Origin of the sequence: Corynebacterium poyangense (genome assembly GCF_014522205.1) — a bacterium.
Classification (GTDB): domain Bacteria; phylum Actinomycetota; class Actinomycetes; order Mycobacteriales; family Mycobacteriaceae; genus Corynebacterium; species Corynebacterium poyangense.
Genome location: NZ_CP046884.1, coordinates 801076 through 815548, shown reverse-complemented (window position 1 = coordinate 815548; position 14473 = coordinate 801076). Strand labels below are relative to the sequence as shown.

Below are 14473 nucleotides of genomic sequence, written 5' to 3'. Positions count from 1 at the left end.
TAATTCATGAAGCGCAATAATCATCGTAAGGCGCGGATGGAACAATCCCACCGCCCGAAGAAGAACCCCCTCAAAATGGAGGGCATTGAGAAGGTAGACTACAAGGACATCAAAACCCTTCGTTTGTTCATCTCTGATCGACACAAGATCCGTTCCCGTCGCGTCACCGGGTTAACTCCGAAGCAACAGCGCGAAGTTGCTACCGCTGTGAAGAACGCACGCGAAATGGCTCTCCTGCCGTTCACTACCCGCTAAATCGGGTAACACAACAGCGCCCTTTTGCCGCTGTAGTTCGTGACACGGTAAAAGTTTAAGGCCCATCCCCTCCGGGATGGGCCTTGTTGTATCTCACCACACCTGAGGAAGTAGGCTTAACACTCAGTAAACCCTCAAGCTGAAAGGAAACCGGGCGTGCTACACCCTTCCCTGATCGAATTGGCAGAGCAAGCCCCTCGCTGTCAGGATCTAGCCACCGCGCGTGGCGTCGTAGTGGAATCGCACCAGTTATTCCGCAATGCTTTAGCTCACGACGTTAAACCAGAAGCCCTAACGTCGTGGTATTCCGACATCATCACCAGCTTACTTCGTTGTCCCGCGGTGAGCCTTGCTGGCTATCGGATCGTTCCTAGTGGAGCGGTGGGACGAGGTGAAGCCTTACCGGACTCTCCTATTTCCTGGCTGCTAGAGAAAAACGGATCTCTCAGCGCTAAACACCCAGAAACTATTTTTCAGCTTTTCCACGGCACCCACGTTCCGATTGAAAAATCCGACCTAGACCCGCGGTTTCTTCTTGATGCGGCGATAACTACTCATCCTTCTCAGATATCGACGCTGAGCCCGCACCAGCGCCAGGATTTACTGACTGAGGCATTGGCCCTTCATCCACCAGCTATCAAAGTCAGTAATGGTTTACCGGACCGAGGAACCGTAGTTTCCATCCGGAAGAATCTACTCGTACCTGTGGTCCGGATTGCCAGGTGGGCAGCCGCCGAAGCCGGTTCTTCTGAACTCTCAACTCCACGTCGCCTCAGTGCAGCAGCTCAAGCAGGAGTGCTCCGAGAACCCGAAGCTGCCCTTCTTATCCAAGGCTTCCACTCCGGTGTGCGGCTGCAATTACAGCGCTGGCTTGACGGAGTCTATGATCATGAAGTCACCGCAGAAACGCTTCCTGCGTTACAGCGTTCCGAATTTGGTGCCGCATCACGTGATCTAAGCCAAATTTTTCGGGCTATCCACTCCCGTTTTTCTTAGGTTTCTCACCCTCCCCGGTTCAGGCCTAAACAAGGAAACCTGGTTAAAATAATTTATAATTTCGGTTGATCGACAGGAGAGTACACGTGGCAGGAGCAGTGGGGCGACCCCGCAAACACAGTCCGCGCCGCCGCGGGCGCAATGCTCGAGAAGAAATCCTTGATGCAGCCTCAGAGTTATTTACCACTCAAGGGTTTGCTACCACATCTACCCACCAGATAGCGGACGCCGTGGGAATTCGTCAAGCCTCCTTGTACTACCACTTTCCCTCCAAAACGGAGATCTTCTTAACCCTCCTGAAGTCCACTATTGAACCATCAGTGAAACTTGCTGAAGCCTTGGGTGAGTCGGACGTATCCGCTGCGCAACGGTTATGGTCCTTAGTCGCCGCCGAGGCAAGCCAGCTTTTAGCTTCTCGGTGGAATGTGGGCCGGCTTTATCAACTCCCGGTAGCGCATTCTTCAGAGTTCGCCGAATATCACCAGCAACGTAGTGATCTGGAAGCGATTTTCCGTGACTTGGCGGAGAAGATAGTTGGTGAGAATGATCCCCGGGCGCGACTGCCTTTCCACATTGCTATGTCTGTTATCGAAATGCGGGATAACAACGGTACTGCCCCTGCCCCAGAGTTCGGTCAACAGCTTCCTGAGACCGCTATTATGCTGGCAGATGCAGCCTTAGCGGTGCTCCATGCGCCTCTGCCTGAGAATCGCGAAGAGCGTACCTTGGAGCTTTTGAACTCGCTTGAGTCTTAACACTTCTGGGACACCCGTGGTGCTTGTTGAAGAACCGGCTCTAATTCCTTAGCTAATAAGTTCAGGGCTTGTTGAGCTGTGCCATAATCGCCAGCGTCTGGGCGCACCCATAACGCTAGGGCAACCGGTGATCCGGCTACTTCTACGGTGCCGAATTGCCGAGCTTCATATCCACCCTCGGGAGTAGGCCCCCAACCCCCTTTGAATTTGGCGCCAGCTAGGGTCCCCATCCCGTAGGCTTGATCCGATTCGACCTGGCCCATCAACCCAATAACCGTCTCTGCCCCCTGGATGCAATGCAGATTTGCCGCAAAATGTGCCTCCTGAGCTGGGCTGAGCATGGTTTGGCCAAAGCTGCTAAAACCTGGCCGAACCACCGAGCTTTGTACCAGGGCAGTTACTCCCCCTTCGCTTAATACCTGGGAGACAGCCGTCGCTGCGGACTGCGGTGTCCCCAGCGCGCTCCACAGTTTTTCTGCTGAAGAATTATCTGAGCGAGTAATAGCCGCAGTCACTGTGTCCTTTAATGACGGATCTTTCCGTAGTGCTGCTATCGCTAAGGGCACTTTTGATGTAGACCAGGCAGGAACAGCATCGGTGGCACCAGCTTCTTGATCGGTACGCCCATCTGATATCGCAATACCAACCTGACCGGGATATCGAGAGTGCACCTTGCTCATGATGGATCTCAAATCAAGTTGAGGAAATTCAGATTCAGTTTTAGCTGTTGTGCTGATTGTCGGGGACGGGTTGGAATTTTCAGTTTCGTGATTATCCATCGTTCCTGGAATCGTGCAGGCGGTCAACGCCACTATGGAGAAAACTCCAGTTAAAAACGTATTTTTTACATTCATGAGATATATACCACGGCATTGTCGCCACCCGTGCAGGTGACGTATTGGCCATTATCGTGACAATCCATTCGGTAGGTTACTCCAGTTACTGAACTCCTGACGTTGAGGACAGCGTCATATTGGTGGTGCTCAGTAAAGTTCTGGGCATAGGCATCTCTCACTGCTAGCGCAAAAGGATCCGATGTCACATTAGTACCGGCATAAACATTATTGAAATTCCCGGCTGGCTCATTATTCCGGGCGGCGTCATTTACTGCTCGGGATCCTGCCGGAATTGAAGGGTGCTGGGGGCGGCCCGTGGACTTCTGGGTTGTTACCGTTTCCAATGCGTTGTTGGTGGAACTCGTGCTGCTGGAGCTAGCAGAAGAAGCGTTGTCCTGGCTTTGTGAGAAGGTGCCCATAAATAAGTAGGCTGCAGAACCCAGAATAAAAAGAAAGAGCAGGACAGCAATGACCCCAAGACCAATAATTAATCCCCGATTCGATGACGACGATGTATCTTCTGCGTCTTCACTCCATTGGTTATCCCATTGATCCTGGAATTGACCTTGAGGAAATTGCTGTGTGTGCTGGGGCTGATAACCCCAATCTTGGTTGCTCATTGAGCAGATCCTCCGTGAATCACAGCTAGATAGCAAATTGGTTTGGAAAGTATCTTATCGGCGATTCACGGCACTCCACCTGAGTGGGGCTAGTGAGCAAAATGTCGCGCCCCGGTGAGATACATGGTGACACCTGCTTTTTTAGCGGCTTCAATTACTTCATTGTCTCGGATGGAGCCACCCGGCTGGACCACCGCCCGTACGCCGGCTTTGGCCAGCACCTCGAAACCATCAGCAAAGGGGAAGAAGGCATCCGAAGCGGCAACTGAACCCGACGCCCGCTCAGCCCCTGCGCGCTGAACGGCTAGCCGAGCAGAATCTACCCGATTAACCTGCCCCATCCCTACCCCTACGGTAGCGCCATCACGAGCTAACAAAATGGCGTTGGACTTAACTGCACGAATAGTAGTCCACGCAAAGGCTAAATCCTGCAAGGTGCGATCATCCGCAGCTTCGCCAGCCACCAACTGCCACTGCGCCGGATCATCTCCGCTGGCATGAAGGGTGTCTTTTTCTTGAAGTAACATGCCTCCCGATACTTCGCGATACTCGCATCCCTCTCTCTGCGGAGGGATAGCCTGCAAGATGCGAATATTTTTCTTCTGAGACAAAAGATCAATAGCGCCGTCTTCGTACCCCGGAGCAATGATGACCTCGGTAAAGATTTCTTTAACCTGCTCCGCCATCTCTACACTTACTTCCCGGTTCGCAGCAATAACACCCCCGTACGCTGAAGTGGAGTCACAGGCGTGGGCATTGCGGTGGGCAGCAGCAATAGACTCATCAGATACGGCAATTCCACAAGGATTAGCGTGCTTAATGATGGCAACACACGGGCGTTCGTGATCCCACGCTGCCCGCCATGCGGCATCGGTGTCGGTGTAGTTGTTGTAGCTCATGTCCTTGCCGTGGAATTGTTGAGCCTGAGCTACCCCACCGGTACGGTGTTCGTCGACATATAACGCTGCCCGCTGATGCGGGTTTTCCCCATATCTTAAAGTCTGTGCTCGTTGGTAGGTGGCCCCAATCCAAGCCGGAAACTCTGCCTCCTGTGATGCACCAAGCCACGAGGCAACTGCTACATCATAGGATGCCGTGTGCCGGAAAGCATCCACAGCTAATTCGGTGCGCTGCTCAAGACTAAAGCCACCCGTCTTGACGGCATCGATTACTTCGCCATATCGAGCTGGGTCCACCACCACCGCCACAGAGGGGTGGTTTTTTGCCGCCGCCCGCACCATTGAGGGGCCTCCGATATCGATCTGCTCAATACAAGCATCTCGATCTGCTCCCGAAGCAACTGTTTCACTAAATGGATAGAGATTAACAACAACGAGTTGGAAAGGTTCTACCCCGAGCTCGGATAGCTGGGTGAGGTGATCTTCTTTCCTGGTATCGGCCAAAATCCCCGCATGAACCTTCGGATGAAGAGTCTTGACCCGGCCCTCTAGACACTCCGGGAATCCCGTGAGGTTTTCTACCGGTGTCACGGCAACCCCTGCGTCGGAAATGCGCTGGGCAGTTGATCCGGTAGACACAATCTCTACGCCGGCTTCCGCTAAGGCCGAGGCTAGCTCCTCTAGGCCGGTCTTGTCATAAACACTAATCAGAGCTCGTTTAATGGCTTTTTTCGTCATTCTTGAAGTGAACCTCTCCAGTTTGGCCGTCAATCTGAGCGCGGCGCAGTAGTGAGACGATAAGTCGGCGTTCAACTTTCTTTATCCGCTCATGAAGCGAATCTTCGGTGTCATCGGGCTGTATGCTGACCGCCTCTTGGGCGATGATGGGGCCGGTATCCACCCCTTCATCAACGAAGTGAACAGTGGAACCGGTCACCTTTACTCCATAGGCCAACGCGTCACGTACTCCGTGAGCACCGGGGAAACTAGGCAGTAAAGCAGGATGAGTGTTGATAATGCGCCCGCTATAGCGTTCCAAAAATTCAGATCCCAGGATCCGCATAAAACCGGCAGATACAACAATATCCGGTTGAGCTTGGGCAACAGCCTCAGCTAACCGGATATTCCATTCCGCACGGTCTTTCCCTAACGCTACTACTTCAGTAGTAATTCCAGCCTGGGATGCTCGGTCTAGGGCTTGACATGGCGTATCTGCCACGACTTTCTTGACCCGATAGCTTTCATCCTGATGATCCAAGATGGCTTGGAGCAAGGTTCCGCTACCTGAGACAAGGACAACAACACTAATCGATTCCGAGGATGACACCTGGATAATGCTAGTCGTTCAACTCCGTGGACTCATCCTTGGGTGCAGTCTGCTCCTTAGAATCTTCTCCTGTTATCTCTGCTTCAGCTTCGGTATCAGCCAGGGTTTGTTTTTCTGCTGAAGTCTCTTCAACATCAAGGTCAGGCGTCGTATCTTCTTCTTCCAGATCCTCTTCATCGAGGTTGCCTCGTTCCTCTTCCGCTTGAGGTTCAGGTTCGACGCTTCCTGCAGGTTCTTCCGAAGGAATATCCGGTTGAGGTTCTGGCTCATGGTCTACCCACTGCTGTTGTTGGCGCCGTGTCCACCAATCCTGAATGCCAGAGAATAAAGCGCCAAGTAAACCAATGCCTCCGAGCCATAGGAAAACCAAACCTGCACTCAGGAATAAAAGTGGCCCGGTCTGCCCATAAGCGGCGAGGTTTCCGCTCGATAGCCAACCGACGATGAGGGCGATAATAAAGGCGCAGCTCCCGGAAATGACGGCGGATCGCCAGGTAGGCCGATGCCGCCATACGCTGAGCAATGCGAGGCCGGCGGGGATGATGAGAAATAGTGGCGCCCAGCTTGCCGCTGTGTTTGGCATGGCGCCGAAAAGGGGCAACGGGGGAAGCGGCACCAAGTGGATATTAAACAAACTTAAGGAGGCATCTCCCACGTGGTATTCCCCACCCACGAGAGCGGCTGCAACAGCTAGGACGGCTTGGGGGAGATAGCACAGACTGATAATTACCAGGCCTGCAATATCGAGAGCACCTGGTTCGTGATAGGCCGCCAGGATATCTGTTTGACGAGACAAACCGAGGATAAAGAAAAGGAGATAAACAAGGAACGCAATGCTGGCTAGTCGAGCCAGGAAGTGCCGCGCGGTGCGAATATCATCTGCCACGGTTTCTGGGATGCCGTAGCGACGAAAGAGCGCCCGCCATAGCCTCGTTCCCATTCCCATTATCAGTGCGCATAAGTGCAGCACCACCACTCGGCTCAGAGTCGGGAATAGTGGGGGGAGGTTGACGTCGAACACTGCTGATGCGCTTAAGAGCATGAGCGACGCGATTCCCGTGAGAAGCAAAGGCACCACAATAACGAGGCCGGTAATGACACCGAGATCGGCGATGGACACCCGATGTTTGACCGCCCGATGAATTTGACGGGACAGCAATGTGACAAATGTTAATGCTGGGACTAATGGTAGTACTCCAAAACTAACACCCCCCGCGCTCACCGGTATGAGATTAGTCACTAACCAACCGATGGCGATGGTTGCTGGAAGCGCAACCAATGTAGTTCCGCTCAGCATGAGAATTAATAAAGAAATTGCAATAATAATGAGCACCATCGTCACATTTGGAATGGCGACGGTAGGTAGGTAATGAAGCAGCCGAGCCTTAAAAGTCGTCGGAACAACGGTGTTTTCCCTGCGTTTCTTGGTGGAACCGAAACGGAGGCCGCGTCTTTTTATCGTGTGCGGACGCCGACTCCCTGGCCGGGTGCGGGGGCTGTCTTGATTACTCATCATCACCACTGTGCCACGCCTTCGCCTCCAATGAGGAAACGACAATCCGGCAACCAAGAAAAGATTGCTGAAAAATTTTCGGCGTGGAGCTTGCAGGAAGCTTAGCCAAAGCGCTATCGTTACCCGAGGTAAGTAACAAGAAGATCACGAATTGGTGACCAAACGGATATTGGGGAGTCGAAATTGACGCAACAGCAGGCGCGGCGAGCCACTTTCGGTAAGCATCGTAAGGTTTCGACTACCTCGTCAATTCAGAGTCGCGTCGCGGTCATGACAATCGCTGCTGCGGGTGTCTCTACAGCCGGCATGGGTGGCGCCGCCGCTGCCCAAGCGTCCAGCAATCACTCCGCCGTCAACTACCAAATGGTGGCTGAATCAAGCGATATTAACCAGGGGACTTCCCCGCAGATCCTAGCCATCACTGAAAATCAACCGATGGCTAACCTCCAGGAGCAGCTCACCAAAGCCATCGAGTCCAACGCTCAGCGGATTAAGGCTGAAAATGACGAGCGCATTGCTGCTGCCGCCGAAGCAGCCAAGCACATTTCCGAGAAGCCAGGAGGAGTTGTCCTTCCGACAGTTGGAACCCTAACCTCTCCTTTCGGCATGAGGTGGGGCGTTCTTCACCCCGGCATTGACCTAGCCAATAGCATCGGAACTCCGATTTACTCGGTCATGGACGGTACGGTGATCGATGCCGGCCCCGCTTCTGGATTCGGCCAATGGATTCGAGTACAACACGACGACGGCTCCATCTCCGTGTACGGACACATTGAGACCATCGACGTCACCGTCGGACAACGCGTCGTCGCTGGCCAAAAGATCGCCGGCATGGGTAACCGCGGTTTTTCCACCGGTCCACATTTGCACTTTGAAATTCATCCGGGCGGACAAGCAGCCGTCGACCCTGTTGCCTGGTTCCAAGAACACGGAATTTTTATTAGCTCCTAGAGCCTCATTTCTCACCAGACGCTAAGGTTTCCCCTTAGCGTTTTTCTTGCCCCTTCCCTCCGCGAACAACCTATTGACTTCCAATAGTTACTAGGTAACTATTGAGGTGAGGATCGCTCGAGAAAGAAGGTGCAAGGATGTCATTTTCCCATTCAATCCTTGCCGTGTTGGCAAGAGGTCCAGCAACTCCGTCAACAATACGAAGACAACTAGAAACTGAGATTGCCACCCTAGATCGACTTAATATGGGACAGGTTTCTCAGGCTCTCATCAGGCTCGAAAGAGATAACTACATCATCGCTCATGGTGAGCTACGAGCGACCAATGGGCGAAGCTCAACTGAATGGCAGATCACTGATGATGGCCGCACCGAACTAAATCAGTGGTGGGCACATCCAGTGGAACGCTCCTACCAGGACCGTGACGAGCTGATTATCAAGATCATTCTCGCAATCAATAGTGCTGAGGTCTCCGTGCTGAGCATCGTGGATCGCCAACGCAGTCATGTGATTAAGCAATTGCGTCAATTAAATCGGCACATGCGGGAGGAACCCGCCTTCATGTCTGCGACCCAGCTGCAAAGGGAAAGAAGAATTTTTGAGTTAGAGGCCGAAATGCGATGGCTTGACCGCGTGGAGGAATTAGGATTATGACTACATTGCCGAAGCCTGCTGCGTTGCGCCTGCAGGATGTCAGCGCCGTGCTAGGAAGTGGCGCACGAACAGTCAAGGCACTCAGTCAGGTGAACTTGACCGTGGAGCTTGGGGAATTCGTCGCTGTTATGGGGCCATCTGGCTCCGGAAAATCCACTCTTCTTAATGTCGCTGGTCTCTTACTACCGCCCACCACAGGACATGTTTTCATTGCGGGGATCGCTGCGGAAAATCTCAACAAAAACAAAGCCACTGAGCTTCGTAGAACCCATCTCGGTTTTGTTTTTCAGCACTACAACATGATCAATACTCTCACCCTGAGAGAAAACGTGGCACTTCCCCTAGAACTCGACGGCTCCCCTACCCGAGCGGCTTTAAGCCAAGCCGAAGAAGCATTAGCTGAAGTGGGTTTGGATGGTTTAGGCGAACGATACCCGGATGAGGTCTCTGGGGGCCAAGTACAACGAGCAGCCATCGCACGAGCGCTTATTGGTCCACGCACAGTGCTGTTAGCTGACGAACCCACCGGTGCCCTTGACACTGCTACGAGCGATGAAGTCCTTCGCGTCCTCAGGAAACGAATAGATCAGGGAGCAGCCGGATTATTAGTCACTCATGAACCGCGCCTGGCAGCCTGGGCAGACCGTACCGTCCGAATGCGCGACGGCCAACTCTGGGAAGAGGGTGCCTAATGCGTGCGCTTATCCGCCCTCTCCTGAGAAATAGAAAAACTGTTCTTATAATATTTGTATTAATCACCCTTATTTCATCTTTTATAGCCGGATTGTTGACCTACTCGCAGTCCGAAGACGCTACCCGCTCTTCCCTGCATTCTGACTATGATTCAGCATGGCTAAGTTTAGCTGAAAAACCTAAAGCTGATTTGCAGAGTATACCCTATAGGGACCTAAAAGACGCTTTACCTGAGGGAAGCGACATATATTCAACTACCGATATTTCCGGGAGTCTAGAAAACTCTTTTTCTCAAATAGAAACGATAGGTTTTCTGCAATCTGACCCACAGCTCCAACCACGAAATTACCGCCCGTCTTCTCTTGGCGACCATCTCCCCGGCCCCGGTGAAATCATGGTTTCGCCCGAGGTTGCTGAGAAATTAGGGCTCAAAATCGGCGACGTGGTAACCGCGCATTTTCAATCAGGCTCCATCTCTAGGCAGCTGCGAGTTTCATCTGTAACGGGAATGTCCCAAGCCTTAGTTTCTTCTCCAACTATTATCAATACAGATAGTTTCAATTATGAAGATGCCCGCAACTCAAGCGTAACATGGTATTTCAATTATAAAAATTCAGGTTCCCTAATAAATCCGGATAACCTGTCAAAATTAGAGGAAAAAGGGTTCTCATTCAAATCAGAACTGCTTAATGATTATCCAGAAAGTACTGGCGAAAAAACGCAGCAAGATTATCTTCTCGATGTCGATTTATTTCTTAGTTTCCTATTTGGGATGCTCTTGCTTGTGGCCGTAACTCTTCTTCTCATTTCTCCAGCTTTTAGTGTATTAGCAACAAAACACGCGAGAATGTTTTCCCTCATGGCTACTCAGGGAGCTACTCCTCGACAGATCCGAAGCGGCATTGTTTCTTTCGGCGCTGCACTGGGTATCGCTGGCGGGCTGTGCGGAATAGTTCTCGGTACGTGCCTCGGAAGCGCAGTGTGGCTCCACTACAACTCTACGTGGTGGCCCACTATCCCCTGGACGATGCTGGCGATTCTGCTCCTGACCTGCGTTATCGGCAGCGCACTTCTTGCCGCCATCCCGGCTTTTCTAGTAGCCCGAATGGCAATTAGCCAAGGAATCGCCGGAGCAACCCCTGATAGACTGCGTTATTTCCATTGGAGAATGCTCATTGGCCCCATCCTTTTCTTCTGTGGCATCGCCTTACGTTTCGTGAGCCAATATGCCTCGGTGATGACCTTTGCGGCACTCCTCTGGATTATCTCGATACCGTTATCTGCCCCCATCGTGGTGTGGGCATTCGACAAAATTTTGTCCCGCAGCACCACCTCACTACGGCTAGCACACCGCAATGTCCTCAGGAATTCCTTCCGTTCCCTCAGCGTCCTCTCGGCCATCGCGGCTGTTCTTGGCATCATCTTCGGTATCGGCCTGGTATCAAGCACCGGGATGGTTGACATCCAAACAGAAAACAGAAATATTTTTACCCCTGACCAGCTTGCAATTTCGTATCGCGATAGCACTCCGGAAGAAGTGGAAAAAACCATTCATGAGCTTCTTCCAACAAGCACAGTGACCAGATTCTCCTATTTCTATTCCTTTGATGTTATTACTCCTTTAGATAAGGAGTGCCCCCCTGAAGATCCTCGTGACATGGATTCGGAGCAGGCAGCCACCTGTTTAGCGCAGAATCGACACCACACAGCCACGGGCGGATTAGATAACGTAGTGTTTGCTGACAGCAGTATTCTTCAATCTTTCCGCTTGGAAGCAACCTCGCAAACACAAGCGGTAGAAGCATTGAACCGAGGCGATATTTTGGTCTCGGAAGATTGGAAGCACTATCTCGACCGAAACAGCGGAAAGATATCGCTTTCCTTCGAGGCACCTGATCAAGATACAGCTGAACCCTCGACCCTGACGAGGGAATATCAGGCAGTTGCTGTTCTTCCTCCTCGGGCCTCAACGATCTTGATCAATCAACGCGAAGAATCGAATATCCCCTGGCATCCCAATGAGGAGCTGGTAATAAGGAATCCTTCTCCGATCAGAGAAAAGGATATACAGCAGCTTCGAGAGCGCCTTGAAAATCTCTCTGGATCGGCAACAGTAACGTGGGTTAACAACTCTCTGGCTATTATTCGGTATCCCTGCATAGTCCTGGGGATAGCAACTCTAATTGCGACTCTGGTTAGTACGTTTACCCTTCTTTTAGCACGAAGAGATCTCCAGCGCGAGTATCAACTTCTCGATGCCCTTGGTGCCCCGCCCCGTCTGCCCCGAAAGATCAACGCGGCTTACAGCGCCATCATCGCTTTCATCGCTACCGCGCTCGGTCTGACGGTGGGATCTCTTTTCCTCCATTTTGACTACCGTCCGGCTATGTACGATGTCAACGGGGAATTACTCCAACCGGGCACGCTGCAATCAGCTTCTGTCCCGTTACTTATCGAAGCCACCGGACTTTTTATTATTCCGCTACTGGCTTGGTGCATCGGGTGGTTAGCGACGGGAAAAATTGCTCCTCTGGTTGTTCGTCCGGACTAAGCAGATGGTTGAGGATACGCCCCTAGAGTTTTTCCATAGGAAGCCCACCGATCAACATGAGATTGATCGTTCCTGAGGAACGAAAATCAATTTTAACGGTGGTGGTGGGCCCGGTTCCTCTGACTTCCAGCACGGTGCCTAAACCATACTTTTCATGGTTTACTCGATCCCCTACTGCTAATCTTAGCTGTTTCCCAGAACCGCGGGTTCGTGACTGAGGGACACTGGAGCGACGGCTGGCGTACTGCTGGGTTTTGTCCCCCCACTGGGTCGATGACCGTGGGCTAGACGAAGTGTTCCAGGAAGAAGACGTCGAGAAATATCTGGAGCTACCCCAGCCATACCCGACAGAGTTCTCGGGTTCTTCGCGTTCCCACTCCACCACGTCGTCGGGAATTTCACCCAAAAATCGACTGGCCGGATTGGTCTGAGGATTACCCCATGTTGAGCGTTGCATAGCTCGGGTGAGATAAAGCTTCTCCCGAGCGCGGGTGATTCCTACATAGGCTAGACGACGTTCCTCTGCTAAATTCCCCTCATCGGCTAAAGACCTGACATGGGGGAATTGTCCGTCTTCCCATCCGATCAAAAAGACTACGGGGAACTCCAAGCCTTTGGCGGTGTGAAGCGTCATTAAGGTCACAACGCCTTGGTCATTGTCAGGAATTTGATCAGCGTCTGCTACTAGAGAAACCTTTTCAAGGAAAGCCTGAAGACTTCCCGGTTCAGGTTCTCCTTCCCCGGTCGTGAATTGGCCACCGTCCATTTCCGCATACGCAATATCCCGGGCGGTGTCAGCGGTAAATTCCCTTGCCACAGACACCAACTCGTGGAGATTGTCTAGCCGCGATCCGTCTTGTGGGTCATTGCTGTTTTCTAGTTGTTTTCGGTAGTCAGTAGCATCAAGCACCAGGTTTAGCGCTTCCCCCAGATCCGGTAAGCCAGTGCTTTCATCAACCAACCCGGAAAGCTGCCGGGAAATCCCGTCCATCATCTCCACAAACCGAGCAATAGAGTTCCGCGTGCGCGACGCCACGAGGGGCACCTCTCCAGCAGCAGCCCGACGTACCGCTGTCCCAAAACTCACCCCATTGTTGTCGGCATAAAGCGATAACGCAGCTATAGCGCGATCCCCGATTCCACGGCGTGGGGTGTTAATAATCCGACGTAAAGACACCGTGTCCTCTGGGTTATTCAGAACCCTCAAATACGCGATAATGTCTCGAATTTCTGTTCGCTCATAAAATCGCGTTCCCCCCACGACGCGATAAGGAATACCGCTTCTCATAAAGATTTCTTCTAGAGCTCGGGAATTACTATTAGTCCGATACATTACCGCGATATCTGAATAATTCTTCCCGCTATCAACCAATCGATCAATTTCTTGAGCTACATACCGAGACTCATCGTGTTCATCATCAGCCACATACCCGGTTATTAGTTCTCCGCCTTCAAAGGCAGTCCACAAGTTCTTCGGACGTCGGTCGCTATTGCGAGCAATCACTGCATTAGCAGCTTGTAATATCGTATTGGTCGAACGATAATTTTGCTCCAACAGAATTGTTTCTGCATCTGGAAAATCCCGCTCAAATTCTTCAATATTGCGGATAGTAGCCCCACGAAATGCATAAATAGACTGATCAGAGTCTCCGACGACACAGAGCTCGCTCGGCGGTACCGTCCCACCGGGTGTCCCAACTAATGCTGAGATGAGCACATATTGGGCGTGGTTCGTATCTTGGTACTCATCAACCAAAATATGACGAAAACGCCGTCGGTAATACTCAGCAATATCCGGATGATTCTGCAGTAGCGATACCACTTCTCCAATCAGATCATCGAAATCGACTGCGTTTGACGACCTTAACCGACTTTGGTATTCCGAATAGACTTTAGCCACAACAGTGGCATTAAGATCATGCTCCGATTCTGCGGCGTTTAATGCCGATTCCGGAGTAATCAATTCATTTTTGTAGTGCGATATAGCATTCGCTAAGAACCGGGAGTGAAAACTCTTTAAATCCAGGCTCATATCCTTCGCAATCATCGACAACAATCGCTTGGAGTCATCGGCATCGTAAATACTGAAGTTACTATTCAGATCAGGAACCAGGTGCGCCTGTTGCCGCAGAATCCGGACACAGGTCGAGTGAAAGGTGGCTACCCACATTGTTTCAGCCACCGGCCCTACCAAATCAATAACGCGTTCTCGCATTTCTGCCGCTGCTTTATTGGTAAAGGTGATAGCAAGAATCTGCGCTGGGTGGACTCCCCGATATTGCAATAAGTACGCGATTCTTCGCGTCAACACCGCGGTTTTACCGGATCCAGCACCGGCAACAATCAACAGAGGCGTCCCGCTATGTTCAACTGCTTGGCGTTGCTGCGGATTAAGTTCGAGGAGAGAAGCCGAGTTAACCATGA

Annotated in this window: 13 protein-coding genes; 7 read left to right on the top strand and 6 right to left on the bottom strand. The window is 51.8% G+C overall.

Annotated features, from left to right (window positions below; genetic code table 11):
- The first annotated feature begins 6 nt into the window (after positions 1–6).
- The 3 genes from rpsR to GP475_RS03810 all read left to right on the top strand — a co-directional run bounded on the left by rpsR (position 7) and on the right by GP475_RS03810 (position 2006).
- A complete protein-coding gene (gene rpsR / locus GP475_RS03820) occupies positions 7–255 on the top strand; it encodes a 30S ribosomal protein S18 (RefSeq protein ID WP_187975326.1) in 249 nt (82 codons plus the stop codon).
- A gap of 156 nt (positions 256–411) precedes the next feature.
- The gene (locus tag GP475_RS03815; RefSeq protein ID WP_187975325.1) at positions 412–1251 is read left to right on the top strand and encodes a putative nucleotidyltransferase substrate binding domain-containing protein; all 840 of its coding nucleotides are present in this window, start codon (positions 412–414) and stop codon (positions 1249–1251) included.
- Positions 1252–1337: 86 nt separating this feature from the next.
- The gene (locus GP475_RS03810) at positions 1338–2006 is read left to right on the top strand and encodes a TetR/AcrR family transcriptional regulator (RefSeq protein ID WP_187975324.1); all 669 of its coding nucleotides are present in this window, start codon (positions 1338–1340) and stop codon (positions 2004–2006) included.
- Here the strand turns inward: GP475_RS03810 and GP475_RS03805 are convergent.
- The 5 genes from GP475_RS03805 to GP475_RS03785 form a co-directional block, all read right to left on the bottom strand.
- Complete coding sequence (locus tag GP475_RS03805) at positions 2003–2860, bottom strand: serine hydrolase (RefSeq protein ID WP_262485229.1); 858 nt, start codon at positions 2858–2860, stop codon at positions 2003–2005. The two genes, GP475_RS03810 and GP475_RS03805, sit on opposite strands and share 4 nt — an antisense overlap.
- On the bottom strand, positions 2857–3462 hold the full coding sequence (locus GP475_RS12470; RefSeq protein WP_262485228.1) for a hypothetical protein: 606 nt from the start codon (positions 3460–3462) through the stop codon (positions 2857–2859). The genes GP475_RS03805 and GP475_RS12470 overlap by 4 nt, the downstream gene beginning before the upstream one ends.
- Positions 3463–3551: 89 nt before the next feature.
- A complete protein-coding gene (gene purH / locus GP475_RS03795) occupies positions 3552–5099 on the bottom strand; it encodes a bifunctional phosphoribosylaminoimidazolecarboxamide formyltransferase/IMP cyclohydrolase (protein ID WP_187975323.1) in 1548 nt (515 codons plus the stop codon).
- Complete coding sequence (gene purN / locus GP475_RS03790; protein WP_262485227.1) at positions 5080–5688, bottom strand: phosphoribosylglycinamide formyltransferase; 609 nt, start codon at positions 5686–5688, stop codon at positions 5080–5082. Before purN ends, purH begins: the two co-directional genes overlap by 20 nt.
- Positions 5689–5698: 10 nt before the next feature.
- Positions 5699–7201, bottom strand: a complete 1503-nt coding sequence (locus tag GP475_RS03785) for a cell division protein PerM (RefSeq protein WP_187975322.1) — start codon at positions 7199–7201, stop codon at positions 5699–5701.
- A gap of 270 nt (positions 7202–7471) precedes the next feature.
- On the opposite strand from GP475_RS03785, the gene GP475_RS03780 reads away from it, so the two are divergent.
- The 4 genes from GP475_RS03780 to GP475_RS03765 all read left to right on the top strand — a co-directional run bounded on the left by GP475_RS03780 (position 7472) and on the right by GP475_RS03765 (position 12049).
- Entirely contained in the window at positions 7472–8152 is a 681-nt protein-coding gene (locus GP475_RS03780; protein WP_187975321.1) for a M23 family metallopeptidase, read from the top strand.
- A 137-nt stretch (positions 8153–8289) separates the two neighbouring features.
- On the top strand, positions 8290–8805 hold the full coding sequence (locus GP475_RS03775) for a PadR family transcriptional regulator (RefSeq protein ID WP_187975320.1): 516 nt from the start codon (positions 8290–8292) through the stop codon (positions 8803–8805).
- Entirely contained in the window at positions 8802–9497 is a 696-nt protein-coding gene (locus tag GP475_RS03770; RefSeq protein WP_187975319.1) for an ABC transporter ATP-binding protein, read from the top strand. The genes GP475_RS03775 and GP475_RS03770 overlap by 4 nt, the downstream gene beginning before the upstream one ends.
- Positions 9498–9592: 95 nt before the next feature.
- Entirely contained in the window at positions 9593–12049 is a 2457-nt protein-coding gene (locus GP475_RS03765) for an ABC transporter permease (protein ID WP_187975318.1), read from the top strand.
- 22 nt (positions 12050–12071) lie between these two features.
- Here GP475_RS03765 and pcrA read toward each other — a convergent pair whose 3' ends face one another.
- The gene (pcrA, locus tag GP475_RS03760) at positions 12072–14471 is read right to left on the bottom strand and encodes a DNA helicase PcrA (RefSeq protein ID WP_187975317.1); all 2400 of its coding nucleotides are present in this window, start codon (positions 14469–14471) and stop codon (positions 12072–12074) included.
- Positions 14472–14473 lie beyond the last annotated feature (2 nt).